Consider the following 16,174-nt stretch of genomic DNA (forward strand, 5'->3'; position numbering starts at 1 on the left):
ATGCATGGCGCGACGGCGGCACGGGATTCGCCATGCCGCCGCCGGCGTGGCGGCACGGGCGCCGCCGTCACCCGGCCTTGACGGCGGCCAGCCCGTCGCGCACGGCGCCGCGTTTTTCGATCGAATCGAGCCACCGCTGCACGTTGGAATAGGGCGTGGGGTCGATGCCGAGTTCGTCGTAGGTGCGCAGCCACGGGAACGCGGCGATGTCGGCGATCGTGTACTGATCGCCGGCAAGGTAGGGCCAGGCGCCGAGCTGCCGGTCCACCACGCCGTACAGTCGGTGCGTTTCGTTGTGGTAGCGATGGATGGCCTCGGTGTTGCCGGTCTTCGAGCCGTGCGTGAACCACCACAGCTGGCCGAGCATCGGGCCGATCGCGCCCATCTGGAACTGCAGCCACTGGTTGATGACGGCCTGCTCGCGATAGTCCTTCGGCCACAGCAGGCCGTGCTTCGAGGCGAGATAGGTCAGGATCGCGCCGGATTCGGCGAGCGTGATGCCGGCCTCGTGATCGACGATCACGGGGATTTTCCCGTTGGGATTGAGCTTGAGGAAGGCCGGCTCGCGCTGCTGGCCTTTCGACAGATTCAGGTTCACCTGTTCGTAACTCAGCCTGGCTTCGCGAAGGAAGATGCTGATCTTCTGCCCGTTCGGCGTATCCGCCGTATAGAACGTGAGGCTGTTGGAGGTCATGTTGGCACGTGCCCGCGGGTTGATCTGAGTTCTCGGTACGATTGCAAATGCAATCGTACCGAGAACGTCACCGGCGCGCAAGCACGCGATCGGTGCATGGCGTGCAACCGGGCACCGCGCGGGCGGGCCGGTCCCGGCGCCCGGCCGCGCGCGCGTTGCGCGCCAAACCATCGGTTTCGCGGCATCGCCGCCGGCGCTCGCGGTTTTTCGCGCGCCGATTTGCATCGGATTGTCCGCGCCGGCCGCGCGCGGCCTCGCTAAGCTGGCGTCATCCCGTCGTCGTCGAGGTGGCGTGCTTGGCAGCGCCGCGAGTGCCGCCGCGCTGGCGGGAAACATCAACGATCCGCTACAACGAGACCACCATGAATTACTTTGGCATGCTTAGGAAAGAAGCCGGCTTCGGAGGGACGCGATGAGCACGATTCCCGACGACTACATCGACAGCGTGATCGCGCGCGAAGGCGGCTACGTCAACAATCCCGACGACCGCGGCGGCGAGACGAACTTCGGCATCACCGAGGCGACGGCGCGCGCGTTCGGCTACCGGGGCGCGATGCAGGACCTGCCGCGCGATCTGGCCGTGCAGATCTATCGGCAGAACTACTGGACGGCGCCGCGCTTCGACCAGATCGCCGCGCTCGACCAGGCGCTGGCCGCCAGGCTGCTCGACATCGGCGTCAACATGGGGCCGGCCACCGGCGTGAAGTTCATGCAGCGCGCGCTGAACGTGCTGAACGTGCCGAACCAGGTGGCGGTGACGGTGGACGGCCAGGTCGGGCCGTCCACGCTGGCGCTGCTGCGCGCGTTCTACGCGCAGCGCGGCGGCGCGGGCCAGCCGGTGCTGAAGGGCATGATCGCCGCGCAGCAGTCGGTGCGCTACATCGAGCTGGCGGAGCAGAACGCCAGCCAGAAAGTCTTCGAATACGGCTGGCAACTCAATCGGGCATTGGGAGGGACGGCATGAGCACCTGGGGCGATGTGGCAGCGGAAGTCTCGAAGGTCGCGCCGATCCTCGGCAACGCGGTGCCCGGCGTGGGCACGCTGGTCGGCTCCGGGGTCGGGCTCGCCGCGTCGGTGATCGCCAAGGCGCTCGGCACCGATCCGTCGCCCGACAGCGTGATGGGCGCGCTCGCGAACGATCCCGAGGCGGCCGGCAAGCTGAAGCAGGCCGAGATGGATCACGAACGCGATCTCGCGCAGATCGCCGCGCAGCGCGAGCAGACCGAGCTGTCGGCGCGCACGGCGCTGTATGCCGCCGAGGCCGCCGATCGCGACAGCGCGCGCAAGCTGGCGGCCACGCAGCCGCGCGACTGGGTGCGCCCGACCATCACGTTCGGGCTGCTGTTCGGCGCGATCGCGATCCTCGTGTTCGTGTTCCACGGCAACGCCACGCTCCTGAAGGACGCCACCACGAGCCTGACGGTGGGCACGGTGATCGGCTACTGGTTCAACGAACTGAAGCAGACGCTGTCGTTCTGGTTCGGCACGACCAGCGACGCGACGATGACGAACGCGAAGGTGGCGGACTTCGCGGTGTCGCCGGGGGCGGTGATGGCGCCCGGCAGCCACGCGCCGGGCACGACGGGCAAGTAGGGCAGGCGGGGCGCAGGCGCGCGAGGGGCGCGAGCAGCGTGGGGAGAGGCCGCGGGAGAAGCGGCGACGGAAGCGGCAGGGGGCGCGGAGCGGGCGGCAGGCGCCGTTGCCCGGTGGCGGCGGCTTGGGCGACGCGCGGCGCGCGACGGGTGGCGGGCCCGGTTGGCCTGCCGCCCGCGGCGCGAGTCAGTGGCAGCGGGTATCGGTGTACGAGTCGGTGTGCGAGTCGGTGTGCGAGTCGGTGTGCGAGTCGGTGTGCGAGGCGCCGGCCGCGTCGGCGTGATCGCGCGCGGCGCGCGGCTTGAACGTGAGCGGGCTTTCCTCGGGCGGCGGCCCGTCCGGGGTGCCGCAGCCGCCGCAGGTCGAGCAGCCCGAGTCGCAGCCGCCGGCGGCGGCCTGCGCGAGGCGCCGCCCGAGCCAGCGCAGCACCGGGTTGCGCCGGCCGCCGAGGCGCGCGGCCAGCGCCGTCTGGCGGCGCGAAGCCCATGCCGGCGCGAGTTTGCGCACCATCACGATGCAACTCGCGACGACCACCACGCCGATCACCGCGTACTGCCATCCGAGTCCGCTGCTCACAGGAATGCCCTCGCGATCTGATAGGTGACGAGCGACGCCGCGTAGGCCATCGCGAACATGTAGCAAAACGAGATCGCGACGTTCTTCCACGAGCGCGTCTCGCGCCGGATCACCGCCAGCGTCGACATGCATTGCGGCGCGAACGCGAACCAGACCAGCAGCGACAGCGCGCTGGCCAGCGAGAAGTTCGCGGTTAGCGCGTGGCCGAGGCCGGCGATGTCGCCCTCGCCGCCGCTCACCGCGTAGACGGTGGCGAGCGCGGCCACGGCGGTCTCGCGGGCCGCGAAGGCCGGGATCAGCGACAGGCTGATCTGCCAGTTGAAGCCGAGCGGGGCGAAGAGGGTCTCGAGGCTGCGGCCGATGTAGCCGGCGAACGTGTAGTCGATGGCCGGGCCGGTCGCGCCGTCGGGCGGCGACGGGAACGTCGAGATGAACCACATCAGCACCGTCAGCGCGAGGATCACGCCGGTCAGCCGCTTGAGGAAGATCGAGCCGCGTTCCCAGAGGCCGATGCCGATGTCGCGCGCGCGCGGCACGCGGTAGGACGGCAGCTCCATCAGCAGTGCGTGTTCCTCGCGATCGCCGCGGATCTTCTTCATGATGAAGCCCACCAGCATCGCGCCGCCGATGCCGCCCGCGTAGAGCAGGAACAGCACCAGGCCCTGCAGGTTGAACAGGTAGGCCACGCGATGCGCCGGGATGAACGCGCCGATCAGCAGCGCGTACACGGGCAGCCGCGCCGAGCAGGTCATCAGCGGGGCGACCAGGATCGTGGCGAGCCGGTCGCGCGGGTCGGTGATGCTGCGCGTGCCGAGGATGCCGGGAATCGCGCAGGCGAAGCTCGACAGCAGCGGGATGAACGAGCGGCCCGTCAGGCCCACCGACAGCATCATCCGGTCGAGCAGGAACGCCGCGCGCGGCAGGTAGCCCGATTCTTCGAGCACCAGGATGAACAGGAACAGCACGAGGATTTCCGGCAGGAAGCCGAGCACCGTGCCGAGGCCGGTCAGTATCCCGTCGGTCAGCAGGCTGCGCAGCGGCCCGTCCGGCAGCCACGCGCCGACGATCGTGCCGAGCCAGCCGAAGCCGTCGCCGATCGCGTCGGTGAGCGGCTTGCCGATCGAGTAGACGGCCTGGAACGTGATGAACATCACGATCGCGAGGATCAGCAGGCCTAGCACGGGATGCAGCGTCCAGCGGTCGAGCCGGTCGTCGCGCTCGTCGGTGGCGCGCGGCATCGTCACGGCCGCGGCCAGCAGCGCGCGCACCTGGGCATGGATGTCGGCCGGCGGCTCGCCGGCGGCGGCCGCGATCGCGGCGGGCGCGCCGGCGCGTGCGCCGTCACGGGTTTCGTGAGCGTCGATCGCGGCGACCAGCGCATCGGCGCCGCGCCGCTTGATCGCCACCGTCTCGACGATCGGCAGGCCGAGTTCGCGTTCGAGCATGGCGACGTCGATCGCGATGCCGCGCCGCGCGGCCTCGTCCATCATGTTCAGCGCGACCAGCACCGGCGGCCCGAGCCGCCGGATCTCCAGCAGGAAGCGCAGGTGCAGGCGCAGGTTGGTGGCGTCGATCACGCAGACGATCAGGTCGGGCACGGCCTCGCCGGCCTGGCGCCCGAGCAGCAGGTCGCGCGTGACGCGCTCGTCGAGGCTCGCCGATTCGAGGCTGTAGGCGCCGGGCAGGTCGAGCAGGTGGATGGTGCGGCCCGAGCGCGTGAGGAACTGCCCGGCCTTGCGCTCGACGGTCACGCCCGCGTAGTTCGCGACCTTCTGGCGGGCGCCGGTGAGCTGGTTGAAGAGGGCGGTCTTGCCGCAATTGGGGCTGCCGACGAGGGCGACGCGCAGCGGGAGCGTGCTCATTGCGATTGGGCCTCCGTGACCGTGACGCGCGCCGCTTCGGTGCGGCGCAGCGCGAACCGCGTGGAGCCGATCTGGATCAGCACCGGATCGGCCCGCCAGGGGCCGTGCGCGACGACCCGGACCATTTCGCCGGCAACGAAGCCCAGATCGCGCAGGCGTTGGGCAATCGGATCGGGCTGGGAGACATTCGCGACATCGACGACGACCGCGGGCACGTTCTTGGCCAAATGGGAGAGGAGCATTGCAGGGAAAATGTATGAATAGCAATCGTTCTCATTATAGGGGGGCGACGTGCCGCGCTGCAGCGAGTGAATCAAGTGGCGCCTATATGCGCCAATCTGTCGCGGCTTGGTTGAGATCGATCAGAGGGGGCGCGCGGCCCGCGAACGGCGTGCCGCCGGCCGGTGGCGCGCGCGGCGCGGCCGCGACGGCGCGCGCCCAAGCAGCCGATGCAGCCGATGCCGGTGGCGCCGACGCTTACTGGTCGGTGAATTCCACGCGGTTGCGGCCGCCGCGCTTGGCGCGGTAGAGCGCCTCGTCCGCCATGCCGTAGGCGGTGTCGAAGCTGGTGCCGGCCGCGTTGATGCTGACGCCGAAACTGGCGGTGATCGGGCGGTCGACGGGCGGTACCACCAGCGAGTCGCTCATCGCGCGCCGCATCCGCTCGGCAAGCAGGGCGGCCTCGTCGGCGTCGCAGGCGGGCAGGATCACCGTGAATTCCTCGCCGCCGACGCGCCCGATGAAGCCGCGCTCGCCGACGATGCCGCGCAGGCAGTCGACCACGCCGAGGATCACCGCGTCGCCGGTGGGATGGCCGAAATCGTCGTTGATGCGCTTGAACTCGTCGATGTCGAGCACCACCATCGCCGCGTTGCTGGTGCGCAGCGTCTTGGCGGTGCGCTCGATCACGGCGCTGCGGTTCAGCACGCCGGTCAGCGCGTCGTGCGAGGCGCGGTGCGCCAGCTGGTTGGCGAGCGCCTGCATCTCGCGCTCGGCCCGGTCGCTGCGGCCGATCAGCCGCCGCGTCTCGCGCATCAGGCGCTCGAAGTGCTCGATGAGCTCCCCCAACGACTGGCGGTACGCCGCGGCGTCGGCATCCGTGGCGCAATGGATGGCGCGCGCCCGTTCCAGCGCCGCGCTCTCGGTCTCGAAGAGATCCGGCGCGGCACCCGGATGCACGTTGGGGGAGGACGTCGAAGTCACGGGCCTTCCTTAGTGCGTGACGGGACGGTCGTTGAATTCGATCGCGTCGAAATCGGCCTTCAGTTCCTCGCCGAACTCGGCGATCGTCTCGTCTTCCTCGTCGCGATACCAGTTCAGCGACACGCGGCTGCCCGATTGGGCGGCCTGGTCGAGCGCGTCGAAGATGCTGAACAGCATCTTGGTGCTGGAGCTGTTGAAGTAGGTCAGCGCGACGTCGATCGTGATCGCGGCGCCGGTGCTCTCGGCGAGGTACTTGCGCATCGTGTCGATGATCGGCGCGTAGAACGCGGCGGCGTTCTCCGGGTACGACTCGCCCTTGATCGACAGCCGGTGCTGATCGAAACGGAAGTCGATCTCGGGCGATGTCGTCGTGGCTGCAATAAAAAGATTATCCATGGCTGGTATGTGTGTCTTCCTGCTCAGATGATGGCCATGAGGCAGAACAGCGTGATTCCGGATTCGCCGGCACGCGGGTGAAAGGCGAACTCGAGCGGCGCGCTCGCATCGCGCGCCATCGTCAGAAAGCCGAGGCCGGCGCCCTTGCTGTCCTCCGGGGTCTCGGCGCGCAGCGTTATCTTATACGCTTGCTTGATCTCCTCGACGGACATGTTGCGCAGCGGCTCGAGCTTGGCGCGCAGGTTTTCCACCTGGCTGGTCGCCATCGGGTTCACGCACCACATCACGTAATGCTCGCCATTCTGCGAGATGCAGACCGCGCCCTCGCGCACGTCGCCGCGGCCGCCTTCGCCCGCCTGCAGCGCGTTCGCCGAGTAATGGACGATGTTCTGGGACAGTTCGACGAACGAGGAGAACAGCTTGCGGCGGGTCGGACCGGTCACGCCGGCCACTTCCAGCTGCAGCTTCACCACCTCGCTCATGGCCGCCACGATGTTGTGGGAGAAAAAACCCTTGTGATAGAAGAGCACGTTGCGCCGCTGCGCCAGATCGAAAAACGCGCTGTCTTGATCGAGTAGTTGAAACATTCGTGGAATCGATTAGATACGGGCACAAAAAAACGTGACGTCGTCGCGGCGCGGCTGTCCGCCTTGCCATTGTCCCAGCGTCTGGCGGATATGTTCGCAGATCGCCGAGGGGGATTCCGTGCGGTGCTGGCGGATCACGTCGAGCGCGCGCCGCCGGCCGAACGAGATGCTGCGCGGCCCGCCGATCTGGTCGGTCAGGCCGTCGGTGCAGATGAACAGCAGGCTGCCCGCCGCCACCGGCAGCGAGTGCAGGTTCCAGGTGTAGTCCTCGCGGCTGTCCACGTAGCCCACGCCCATCTTGTCCGGCGCGATCGTCCGGAACTCCGGGCTGTCGGGCGGCAGGAGGTTCAGCGCGATCCGCGCGCCTGCGAAGTGCAGCACGCTCTGCGCGGCGTCGAACCAGATCACCGCGGCGTCGAGGCCGTCGTTCGACTGCGCGCGCTCGGCCGAGCTGTTGGCCTGCCCGAGCAGGCTCTTGACGTTGCGGTTGACCGCCGCGAGCAGCGCGGCCGGATCGCGCGGCCCGAGCTGTTCGAGCTCCTTGGACAGCGATGCCGAGGCCAGCATCGTCATGAACGCGCCCGGCACGCCATGGCCGGTGCAGTCGGCCACCGCGCCGAACCAGCCGTGCGGCAGCGCCGAGAAGTGATAGAAGTCGCCGCCCACCACGTCGCGCGGCTCCCAGATCATCGCCGCGTCGTGCAGCCGGGTCGAGAGCGTCTCGCTGGAGGCGCGCAGCATGGCGCGCTGGATCACGCTCGCGTACTCGATGCTCTGCATGATCTGGCGGTTCTTCTCCGCCTGCATTTCCGCCACCGCGTTCACCAGTTGCAGGCCGCTGCCGAGGCCCGAGAAGCGGCCGTCGCGCGTCACGATGAAGCCGTCCACCAGGGCCTTCTCGCCGGTCTCGACGGTGCGGAACGCCAGTGCCTCGATGCCGACGTCGGCGTCCACCACCAGCGGTTCCTTGTCCATGAACGCGATGCAGCTCTTCTTGTCGTACAGCTCGCGATGGAACGGCTTGCTCATCTGCGACATGAAGATGTTGCGATTGATCAGCCCGATCGGGCGGCCGTCCTCGAGCACGGCCAGGCTCCCCATCTCGCGATGCGTCGAGAAGATTTCCATGACGACGGAGTTGGGATCGCCGGCATCCACGGCCGGGACATCGTGGCCGAGGTCACCGGCGGTGCGCGGATCGCCGGATGTCGACGGGCGGCGAAATCGCGAGAAAGCTGGATGCATGGCGACGCGAGCCGGTAGGTGAAGAAACACCGGACGCTAACGGGTCTACATGTAACTTATGTGACAAGCGCGGATGCGCCGGCTCCGTTTCGATCACAGTCCGACGCGGGACCACGGGCAAACGTTTTAATGCTTGCCCGCGTCGAGGCGCCCGGGCTGCGTGCGGCTCGCGACGCGTGGCGTGCGGCTACCGTTCGGACCGGCTCGCGCGAGGTGTTCGCGCTTTCGTCATGAGAATGCGACGGCGCGCGCGGCGCGATCTGCTCGGGCAGGGAAGCGCGGTGCCCGCGATCGCCGGGCGGGACCAGCGGCGCGTGCCGCCGCGCGATGCGATGCGGCCGGTCTGCCGCGCCGGCGAGGCGCGACGACGCGACTCGAGATGCACCGCGAATTGGTTGGGTATCCGAAGCATTGAAATTTTTTGTCGACGGGCGGGCGTGGCGTGCTTGCCTCGGAGGTGGCGAGCATGCGGCCGGTCGCGCACGAGGTCCGGAGCGGGTTCGCGACGCGTCCGGGGGCGGGCGTGGCCATCGTATGACCTGAAAACGAGGCGCGCGCGACGTGAAAGCGTCACGCCGATGTGCCGGGGCCGGCCGGCGCGTCAGCCGTCGCTGCCGCGCGGGTTGCGCGACGCGCCGGCGCCGGTGCGCGACAGCCAGCCGGTCTCGCCGCGCAAGGGGCGGAAGACGGTGGCGTGGTCGTAGCCGCGACGATGCTCGTAGAGCCAATAGTGGCAGGCGGCGACATGCGACGCGAACGGCTCGCCGCGCGCCTTCAGCACGCGCAGCCAGTTCACGACCATATGGGGGGCGGGCGCCGCCGCGCCGCCCTCCCAGAGACGGCGCACGAGGTAAGTGTCGACCGCGTCCGGGGTACCTGTCATCAGAATGTCAGGACACGCATCGAGATCCGCTCTCATTGGTGCTCTCATGGATTGACGCCGTGGCAGTGTAAAAGTCATGGGCGACGATTTCAACCTCGACGCCCGTCGAAGTGCGGCCGGCAAGCGGGCGGCGCCCGCCCGGCGTGGGTTTTCGGGCAGGCACGCGGGGCGGGCGCCCGCCGGCCGCGGCCGGGCTTGCATTTCGTCTGATGAAATCGGAAGGCGTTGTGAAAGGTCGGGCGGCAGTGGCGCGCGGCAGCCGTCATTCTGCTTTTCGCGTCGGAGCGGTACTGTATCGGACTTTGCCGGCCGCCGAGGCCGGCCCCTTTGGCGACAGACACGGGAATCAAGACAGATGAACGAGCGGCAAACCGGCGAGGTGGACGAGATCCCCTACACGTTCGGCTATTGCGACGAACTCGATCCGCAGCGGCTCGCGCTGCCGCTGCTGCGGGCGGGCTTCGCGGCGCCGGCCGTGCAGGCCGCCTGCGAGCTCGGCTTCGGGTACGGCGTGAGCGTGAACATCCACGCGGCCGGCTCCGGCACGAGCTGGCACGGCACCGATTTCAACGCGGCCCACGCCGGTTTCGCGCAGGCGCTCGCGCGCGAGGCCGGATCGCGCGCCGCGCTGTCCGGCGAACGGTTCGCCGAGTTCTGCCGGCGCGAGGATCTGCCCGATTTCGATTTCATCGGCATGCACGGCATCTGGAGCTGGGTGTCCGACGAGAACCGCGCGCTGATCGCCGGGTTCCTGCACCGCAAGCTCAAGCCCGGCGGCGTGCTCTACCTGAGCTACAACGCGCAGCCCGGCTGGGCCGCGATGCTGCCCGTGCGCGAGCTGATGATGGGGCACTTCCAGGCCGGCGCGGCGGCGTCGGGCGCGCACGGCGGGAGCAGCGAGGCGCGCACGCGGCAGGCCGTGAAGGCGGCGGTCGGGTTCGCGCGCGAGGTCTTCGCGGCGCGGCCCGGCTACGCGGTGGCCAACCCGGCGCTGACCGAACGCGTCGAGGCGCTGGCCCGCGAGGACACGCAATACCTCGCGCACGAATATTTCAATCGCGACTGGCAGGCCCTGTCGTTCCGGCAGGTGGCGGCGTCGCTGGCCGGGGCGGGCCTCGTCTACGCCGGCTCGGCCGACTATCGCGACCATTTCGACGAGCTCAACCTCGACGCGGCGCAGCGCGCGCTGCTGGCGGGCATCGCCGACCCGGTGCAGCGCGAGACCGTGCGCGACGTCTGCATGAACCGTTCGCTGCGCCGCGATTACTGGATCAAGGCGCCGCGCCGGCTCGATGCCGCCGGACGCGACGCCGCGTTGCGCCTGCAGCGGGTGGTGCTGGCGCTGCCGCGCGCGGCCGTGGCGCTGAAGGTGCGCGGCGCGCTCGGCGAGGCGGTGCTGCCCGAGGCGCTGTACGGGCCGATCCTCGATGCGCTGGCGGACCATCGGCCCGCCACGCTCGGCGAGCTCGAGCAGCGCGTTCGCGAGCGAGGCGTCACGCTGGCGCAACTGGCCGGGGCCGTGATGCTGCTGGTCGGCACCGGCGCGCTGCTCAACGCGCGGGACGAGGCGCCAAGCGACGCGGCGCGGCCGGGCGCGGGCCGCCTGAACGCGGCGATCTGCGAGCAGGCACTCGATCGCGACGCGGTGCAGTTCCTGGCGAGCCCGGTGTCGGGTTCGGGGATCCGCGTGCCGCGCGTGGCGCAACTGTTCCTGTTGGCGCGGCGGCGCGCAATGGCGGGGCCGCGCGAGTGGGGCGAGTTCGCGGCGGCCACGATGGCGGCAGGGGAGCCGGTCGAGGAGGGGGTGCTGGCCGAGCGCATCGCGCAGGCGGAACGATTCGCGCGGGTTCATTTGCCGGTGTTGCTGGCGTTGGGGATCGGGTGAGATGGGGGGCGTTCGCGCCGCCTGAGGTCGTCGAGCAACCATCGCCGGGGCGGTGCAATGAACCTTGGGCCGACCGGGCGCCATGGCGGACGGGGCGATCGGCTCGAAAGCCGTCGCGGCATGCGGCGGCAGGGTGGAAATTCACCCGGGTGGGCGGGTGGCGGGGCGGAAAACTGCCCGGCCGCCGCCACGGCCTGCCGGCTGGAACGCGTGCCGGCGGGGTTTGATCGGCGCATTCGTGGTGGCGCGGAGTTTGCTGATGGAGAACGCATGTGCTTGATGTCCCGGGAGCTCCATGCATTTGCCATCCAATTCGCCCCGGCCGACCGGTCAGGGAACCCCGCCGCCGCCCTCGGCGGCTACGTCCAATACCGGGCGCGGGGAGTCCGTCCACGAGAGTCTGCTGCCACCTCCGGTGTCGCCGAATGCCGGACGGCATGCCGCGAGCGACGCGTCGTTACCGGCATCGCCGCTGGTGGTGCCGGCGAGCCCGCGACAGCAGGGCGGCTCGGCACTCTCGCCGCTGATGCACGACCCCGATGCGGCGGCGGCGGCACCGCATCAATCCCCGCTCGAACGCCGGCAATCGGTCAGCAATGTGCCGGGGCCGCGCGCACCGGGCGGCTCGGCACTCTCACCGCTGATACACGATCTCGAAGCGGCAGCCGCTGCTCCCCATCAATCCCCGGCCGAGCGCCGGCAGTCGGTCGGCAACGTTCCGGGGCCGCATGGCGGGGAGGCGGTGATCGACCTTTCGGGCTCGCTCTCGGTGCCGATGCTGGGCGGACAGCCGCCTGCGCCGTCCTCCTGGACGACGGCTGTCAAGAACCGGTGGGAGCAAGCGAGCAAATGGGCACCGGCCGTCGATTTCGTGGCGGCGGGAGCGTCGCTTGCCACGAGCCTGGTGGGAGGGCTGACGTCGAGCACCGTGGGAGCGCAGGTGGCCGGCGCGAGCAGCGGGGCGCTATGGGCGCTTGGCGCCGGCATGGCGGAAGGCGGCAATACCCTGCCTGACAGCCCGCCGGTGACGCACCCGAGGCTTGCCCAGGCGGTGGCAAGCGCCTCCAATGCACTGAATGCCAGCGCCGGCGTATTGGGCGCCGCCGCCGCGCTCACTTCGGGCAGCAACCAGTCCGATCTGGGCTACGCGTCGGCGGCGGCGTGGGGCGCGAGCGCCGTGACCTCCGGCATGAACGCGCTTCTCGACAATTCCCGTAATCGCGCTTCCCGCTTGCTGCAGGCGGGAAGCGCGATGGCGAATGCCTTTGCCACCGGCATGTCGGTGGCTTCGGTGGACGCATCCGCCAAGCACGATACGGTGAATGCCATGTGGTACGGGAACGCGTCCGCGGTGGCCTGGGCGGCGGGAGCGGTCATGTCGGCCGGGTCGGCCTACGCGGCGAAGCGGGCATCGACCAACCCGGCTACCCGGGAGGCGTCCCAGGACACGGCATTGCGTGACGACGACGCTTCACGCTCGTATGGCGCGGTCCAGATCCAGACGCCCTAGCAGGCCGCCGGCTCGTCGGCATCGCGCTTCGCGCGCGAATCGCCGAGCACCAGCATCCCGACGGCGCGTCCATTTCATCGACAGGCGCGCCGCCGCCGGCTCAGCTGGAAGGCGTGGGTCGTCGTACCCGGCTGGCCGGCTTCGCGGCCGGCCGGGCGGCCGGCTCGACGGCCACCGCCTCGGCCCGCTTGCCCGCGGCTTTCGCGGCCGTTTTCCGCGCCGCCGCCGGCCGCGCGGCTTGCCCGTCCTTGCCGCCCTGTCCGCGCGTGGCGCCGCCTCGGCCCTTGCCTGCCGCCGGCTCCGGCAGCACCCGTCGCCGGGCGATCGCGAGAATCTCCCTGGCGAGCTTGCGGTCCTCGACGAGCCGCGACAGCGCCACCGCGCCCTGCAGCGCGAAGAGTGCGAAGATCGCGTCCTCGCGCGCGGTGGGACTGCCGCCGTTCTCCCGCGTGCCGAGTTCGATCAGGCGCTCCAGCCCCTGCGCCACACCGTGCCGCGTCTGCGTGTCGGCACGCGCCAGGTCGCTGCCGAGCTGGATCACCGGGCACCCGCCCAGCACGCCGTCGCGATACTCGGGCAGCAGGTAGCGCTCCATGTGCTTCTGCAACTGCCCGGCCTCGGCGGCGGTCTGCGCTGCCTCGACGAACACGTCCATGCTCAGCGCGGCCGCCTCGGTCACCAGTGCTTCCTTCGATTCGAAATGGCGATAGAACGCGCCGTGCGTGAGGCCGGCCGCGGCCATGACCTCGGCCACGCCGGTGCCGTCGATGCCCTTGGCCCGGATCGCGTGGGACGCGATCTCGACGATCCGCCGGCGGGTGGCCGCCGTTTCCGCTTTCGATTTCTTCATTGAGGTTCCCCTTCCGGAACCGGGCGCCACATGCCGCGCGCCCGGAATCCATACAGATCACCGCATGGTAGCAGTTTTTAGCTGACGTGATTTATCTAAAAAGGGGGTGGCGAGGGCCACCGTGGAAGGGGGCGAGTGGCCCGCCGCTCGGCTAGGACCGGCCGCGCCAGGCCACGAACGCGACGCCGGCGATCGCCATGGCGCCGCCGCCGACCGTGGCCAGGCCCGGGTGCTCGCCGGTCAGCACGGCCGACAGCGCGGTGGCGAGCGCCGGCACCAGATACAGAAAATGGGTGGCGCGCGCCGGGCCGAAATGCGCGAGCGCGACGGTCCAGGTCGCGTAGCCGAGCGCGGCGGGAAAGATGCCGAGCGCCAGCACGGCCGGCACGGCGCCGGACGGCGCGGCCGGGGCGGCCAGCACCCGCAGTGCGCCCGGCAGCCACGGCGAGAGCAGCAGCGCCCCGGCCAGCAGCGTGTAGGCGGTGCAGGCGAGCGGGCCGTAGGCGGGCAGCAGGCGGCGCTGCAGCACGAAGTAGCCGGCGGAGCTCGCGGCGGCCAGCAGGATCAGCGTGGTGCCGCCGCCTGGCGCGATGCCGCCCGGCTGGCCGCTCGCGATCAGGCCGATGCCGGCGAAGCTGAACAGCGAGCCGAGCCAGCCCCAGCGGTTGAGCCGCTCGCCGAGGAACAGCCGCGCGAGGATCGCGGTGAGGATCGGCGAGGTGCTCATGATGAACGCGGCGGCGCCGGGCGCGACGGTCAGTTCGGCCGTGTTCAGCAGCGCGTTGTAGGCGGCGATGCCGAGCAGGCCGGACAGCAGGAACAGCGCGGCATGGGCCGGCGACGGCCGGCGCGGGCGGCGGTGGACGAGCCACGCCGCCACCAGCATGGCGGCGACCGCGAAGCGGGCGGCGGCGAGCTGCATCGGCGCGAGCGCCTGCAGGCCGATGCGGATGCACGGGAACGCGGCGGCCCACGAGACGATGGTGAACGCGATGGCGCCCGCCGCGCGCGTCGGGGCGGTGCCGGAGGCCGGTAGCGAAGTCGGGAGAGTCATGGGGCGCTGCCCTGGAAAGTCTGCGGTTGCGATGGCGACATTCTAGGGAGCGCCGCGTGCGCCGTAAGCGCGGCGTGCGGCGATTCACAATCCGCGATTCGCGCACAATCCCGCCGCGCGAGCGCGCAAGCGGGGCGCCGCCGGCCGCGCCCGCCGCCGCTATGCAGCCCTGGCGATATGGATCGACGAAATCGGCATTTGTCGCGGCGGGGGCCGTCGATATAGTCGATTCCTGCTCATCGTTACGCGGTACCCGCGGCCCGCATCATGTCGACCGTCATCCTCGATTCCTCTTCGTCCTCGTCCTCCCCCTCGGCTCCGGCCGGCCCGGCATCCGCGCCGGGCGCGCCGTTCGTGATCCGCTCGGCGCGCGACGTCGCGCGGCTCGCCAACGACGGCGCCGCCGCGGGCGGCCACGCGCGCGCGGTGGTCGCGATCGCGCTGGGCGGCGTGTTCCTCGACGCCTACGATCTGACCTCGCTCGCCTACGGCGTCAAGGACATCGCGCGCGAGTTCGCGCTGAGCCCGGTGCAGGTCGGGCTGGTGTCCTCGGCGATCACGTTCGGCGCGCTGGTGGGCGCGTTCGTCGGCGGCTACCTGACCGACCGCATCGGCCGCTATCGCGTGTTCATGGCCGACATGGTGTTCTTCGTGGTGGCGGCGATCGCGGCCGGCCTCGCGCCGAACGCCTGGGTGCTGGCGATCGCGCGCTTCGTGATGGGGCTCGGCGTCGGGCTCGACCTGCCGGTGGCGATGGCGTTCCTCGCCGAGTTCTCGCGCGTCTCGGGGCGCGGCAACAAGGCGGCCAGCATCGCCGCCTGGTGCCCAGCCTGGTACGCGGCCACCAGCGCCTGCTATCTGCTGATCCTCGCGCTCTACGCGCTGCTGCCCGACGCGCAGCTGGGCTGGCTGTGGCGCATCGTGCTGGCGTTCGGCGCGGTGCCGGCGCTGGTGATCATCGCGGTGCGCAGCCGCTACATCAGCGAATCGCCGGTGTGGGCCGCGAACCAGGGCGACCTGGCCGGCGCGGCGCGCATCCTCAGGCGCTCGCACGGCATCGACGCGGTGGTGGCCGAGGGCGCCGACCTGGCCGCGGGCGCCGACGCGGCCCGCCCCGCGCGCGCCTCGTGGCGCAGCTACGCGGCGCTGTTCGGCGCGCGCTACCGCCGGCGCACGATCCTCGCGCTGGTGATCGGCGGCGCGTCGTCGTTCGGCTACAACGCGATCGTCTACGGGCTGCCGGTGATCCTCGCGAGCTTCCTGAAGCAGGGGCCGCTCACGACGATCGTCGCCGCGCTGGCGCTGAACCTGCTGTTCGCGTTCGTGGGCGGGCTGATCGGCGTGCGCACGGCCGCCACCATCGGCGCCTGGAAGATGACCACGGCCGGCGTCGCGCTGCAGTTCGCGGCGCTGCTGGGGCTCGCGCTGATCGGCCGGCCGAGCGGCACGGCGCTGGTGGCGGCGGCGGTGCTGCTGCTCGGCGCCTACCTGTTCGGGCAGGGCTTCGGCCCCGGCTCGCATTCGATGACCTACGCGTCGCTGAGCTACCCGACCTCGCTGCGCGGGGTGGGCGTGGGCTTCACGCAGACCGTCTCGCGCGGGCTGTCGACGGTGTCGCTGTTCCTGTTCCCGGTGCTGGCCGCCGCGCTCGGCACGCGCGTGTTCTGGCTGATCGCGCTGGCGCCGCTCGCCTCGCTCACGGCGCTGCTGTTGCTGCGCTGGGAGCCGTCGGGCTACGACGTCGACGCCGAGGATTATCGCGAGGCGAGCCCGACCTGAGGCGCGCGCGAGCGGTTGCCTCATGGCGCGGCGCGCACGGCGAGGCAAGCGTGGCGC

The 16,174-nt window shown here is 70.6% G+C and carries 16 protein-coding genes; 5 read left to right on the forward strand and 11 right to left on the reverse strand.

From position 1 onward, the window contains the following. Positions 1 to 67 precede the first annotated feature (67 nt). Positions 68 to 694: a glutathione S-transferase family protein gene (locus bpln_RS05430; RefSeq protein ID WP_042624323.1), complete on the reverse strand. Its 627-nt coding sequence runs from the start codon at positions 692 to 694 to the stop codon at positions 68 to 70. A gap of 412 nt (positions 695 to 1,106) precedes the next feature. Between bpln_RS05430 and bpln_RS05435 the strand changes: the two genes are divergently transcribed. Together bpln_RS05435 and bpln_RS05440 are read left to right on the forward strand one after the other, a co-directional pair. Next, a complete protein-coding gene (locus bpln_RS05435; protein WP_042624324.1) occupies positions 1,107 to 1,658 on the forward strand; it encodes a glycoside hydrolase family 108 protein in 552 nt (183 codons plus the stop codon). Then, on the forward strand, positions 1,655 to 2,287 hold the full coding sequence (locus bpln_RS05440) for a hypothetical protein (RefSeq protein ID WP_042624325.1): 633 nt from the start codon (positions 1,655 to 1,657) through the stop codon (positions 2,285 to 2,287). The genes bpln_RS05435 and bpln_RS05440 overlap by 4 nt, the downstream gene beginning before the upstream one ends. Before the next feature lie 186 nt (positions 2,288 to 2,473). Here the strand turns inward: bpln_RS05440 and bpln_RS05445 are convergent, their stop codons facing one another. The 8 genes from bpln_RS05445 to bpln_RS05480 all read right to left on the reverse strand — a co-directional run bounded on the left by bpln_RS05445 (position 2,474) and on the right by bpln_RS05480 (position 9,039). Beyond that, entirely contained in the window at positions 2,474 to 2,863 is a 390-nt protein-coding gene (locus bpln_RS05445) for a DUF6587 family protein (RefSeq protein ID WP_055138267.1), read from the reverse strand. Beyond that, positions 2,860 to 4,725: a ferrous iron transporter B gene (gene feoB, locus bpln_RS05450; RefSeq protein WP_042624326.1), complete on the reverse strand. Its 1,866-nt coding sequence runs from the start codon at positions 4,723 to 4,725 to the stop codon at positions 2,860 to 2,862. Before feoB ends, bpln_RS05445 begins: the two co-directional genes overlap by 4 nt. Beyond that, positions 4,722 to 4,967: a FeoA family protein gene (locus bpln_RS05455; protein WP_042624327.1), complete on the reverse strand. Its 246-nt coding sequence runs from the start codon at positions 4,965 to 4,967 to the stop codon at positions 4,722 to 4,724. Before bpln_RS05455 ends, feoB begins: the two co-directional genes overlap by 4 nt. A gap of 235 nt (positions 4,968 to 5,202) precedes the next feature. Next, positions 5,203 to 5,928, reverse strand: coding sequence for a GGDEF domain-containing protein (locus bpln_RS05460; protein ID WP_042624328.1), 726 nt, complete (start codon positions 5,926 to 5,928; stop codon positions 5,203 to 5,205). 9 nt (positions 5,929 to 5,937) lie between these two features. Next, the gene (locus tag bpln_RS05465) at positions 5,938 to 6,324 is read right to left on the reverse strand and encodes a DUF1987 domain-containing protein (RefSeq protein ID WP_042624329.1); all 387 of its coding nucleotides are present in this window, start codon (positions 6,322 to 6,324) and stop codon (positions 5,938 to 5,940) included. Between the two features lie 23 nt (positions 6,325 to 6,347). Continuing rightward, on the reverse strand, positions 6,348 to 6,911 hold the full coding sequence (locus bpln_RS05470) for a SiaB family protein kinase (protein ID WP_042624330.1): 564 nt from the start codon (positions 6,909 to 6,911) through the stop codon (positions 6,348 to 6,350). 12 nt (positions 6,912 to 6,923) lie between these two features. Further along, positions 6,924 to 8,039: a SpoIIE family protein phosphatase gene (locus bpln_RS05475; protein WP_055139451.1), complete on the reverse strand. Its 1,116-nt coding sequence runs from the start codon at positions 8,037 to 8,039 to the stop codon at positions 6,924 to 6,926. A 718-nt stretch (positions 8,040 to 8,757) separates the two neighbouring features. Next, positions 8,758 to 9,039 carry a hypothetical protein gene (locus tag bpln_RS05480; RefSeq protein ID WP_226993605.1) on the reverse strand — a complete coding sequence of 94 codons (282 nt, stop codon included), beginning with the start codon at positions 9,037 to 9,039 and terminating at the stop codon, positions 8,758 to 8,760. 355 nt (positions 9,040 to 9,394) lie between these two features. Between bpln_RS05480 and bpln_RS38155 the strand changes: the two genes are divergently transcribed. After that, positions 9,395 to 10,924: a methyltransferase regulatory domain-containing protein gene (locus tag bpln_RS38155; protein WP_055138268.1), complete on the forward strand. Its 1,530-nt coding sequence runs from the start codon at positions 9,395 to 9,397 to the stop codon at positions 10,922 to 10,924. Between the two features lie 415 nt (positions 10,925 to 11,339). After that, positions 11,340 to 12,434: a hypothetical protein gene (locus bpln_RS35090; RefSeq protein ID WP_158512000.1), complete on the forward strand. Its 1,095-nt coding sequence runs from the start codon at positions 11,340 to 11,342 to the stop codon at positions 12,432 to 12,434. 100 nt (positions 12,435 to 12,534) lie between these two features. Here bpln_RS35090 and bpln_RS05495 read toward each other — a convergent pair whose 3' ends face one another. Both bpln_RS05495 and bpln_RS05500 read right to left on the reverse strand, forming a co-directional pair. After that, positions 12,535 to 13,284 (reverse strand): TetR/AcrR family transcriptional regulator, encoded by a 750-nt coding sequence (locus tag bpln_RS05495; RefSeq protein WP_055138270.1) that lies wholly within the window; start codon positions 13,282 to 13,284, stop codon positions 12,535 to 12,537. Between the two features lie 151 nt (positions 13,285 to 13,435). Further along, entirely contained in the window at positions 13,436 to 14,338 is a 903-nt protein-coding gene (locus bpln_RS05500; protein ID WP_055138271.1) for a DMT family transporter, read from the reverse strand. A 267-nt stretch (positions 14,339 to 14,605) separates the two neighbouring features. Between bpln_RS05500 and bpln_RS05505 the strand changes: the two genes are divergently transcribed. Next, positions 14,606 to 16,117, forward strand: coding sequence for an MFS transporter (locus bpln_RS05505; RefSeq protein WP_055138272.1), 1,512 nt, complete (start codon positions 14,606 to 14,608; stop codon positions 16,115 to 16,117). The last annotated feature ends 57 nt before the right edge of the window (positions 16,118 to 16,174 follow it).

It is taken from the genome of Burkholderia plantarii, from assembly GCF_001411805.1.
Taxonomy (GTDB): domain Bacteria; phylum Pseudomonadota; class Gammaproteobacteria; order Burkholderiales; family Burkholderiaceae; genus Burkholderia; species Burkholderia plantarii.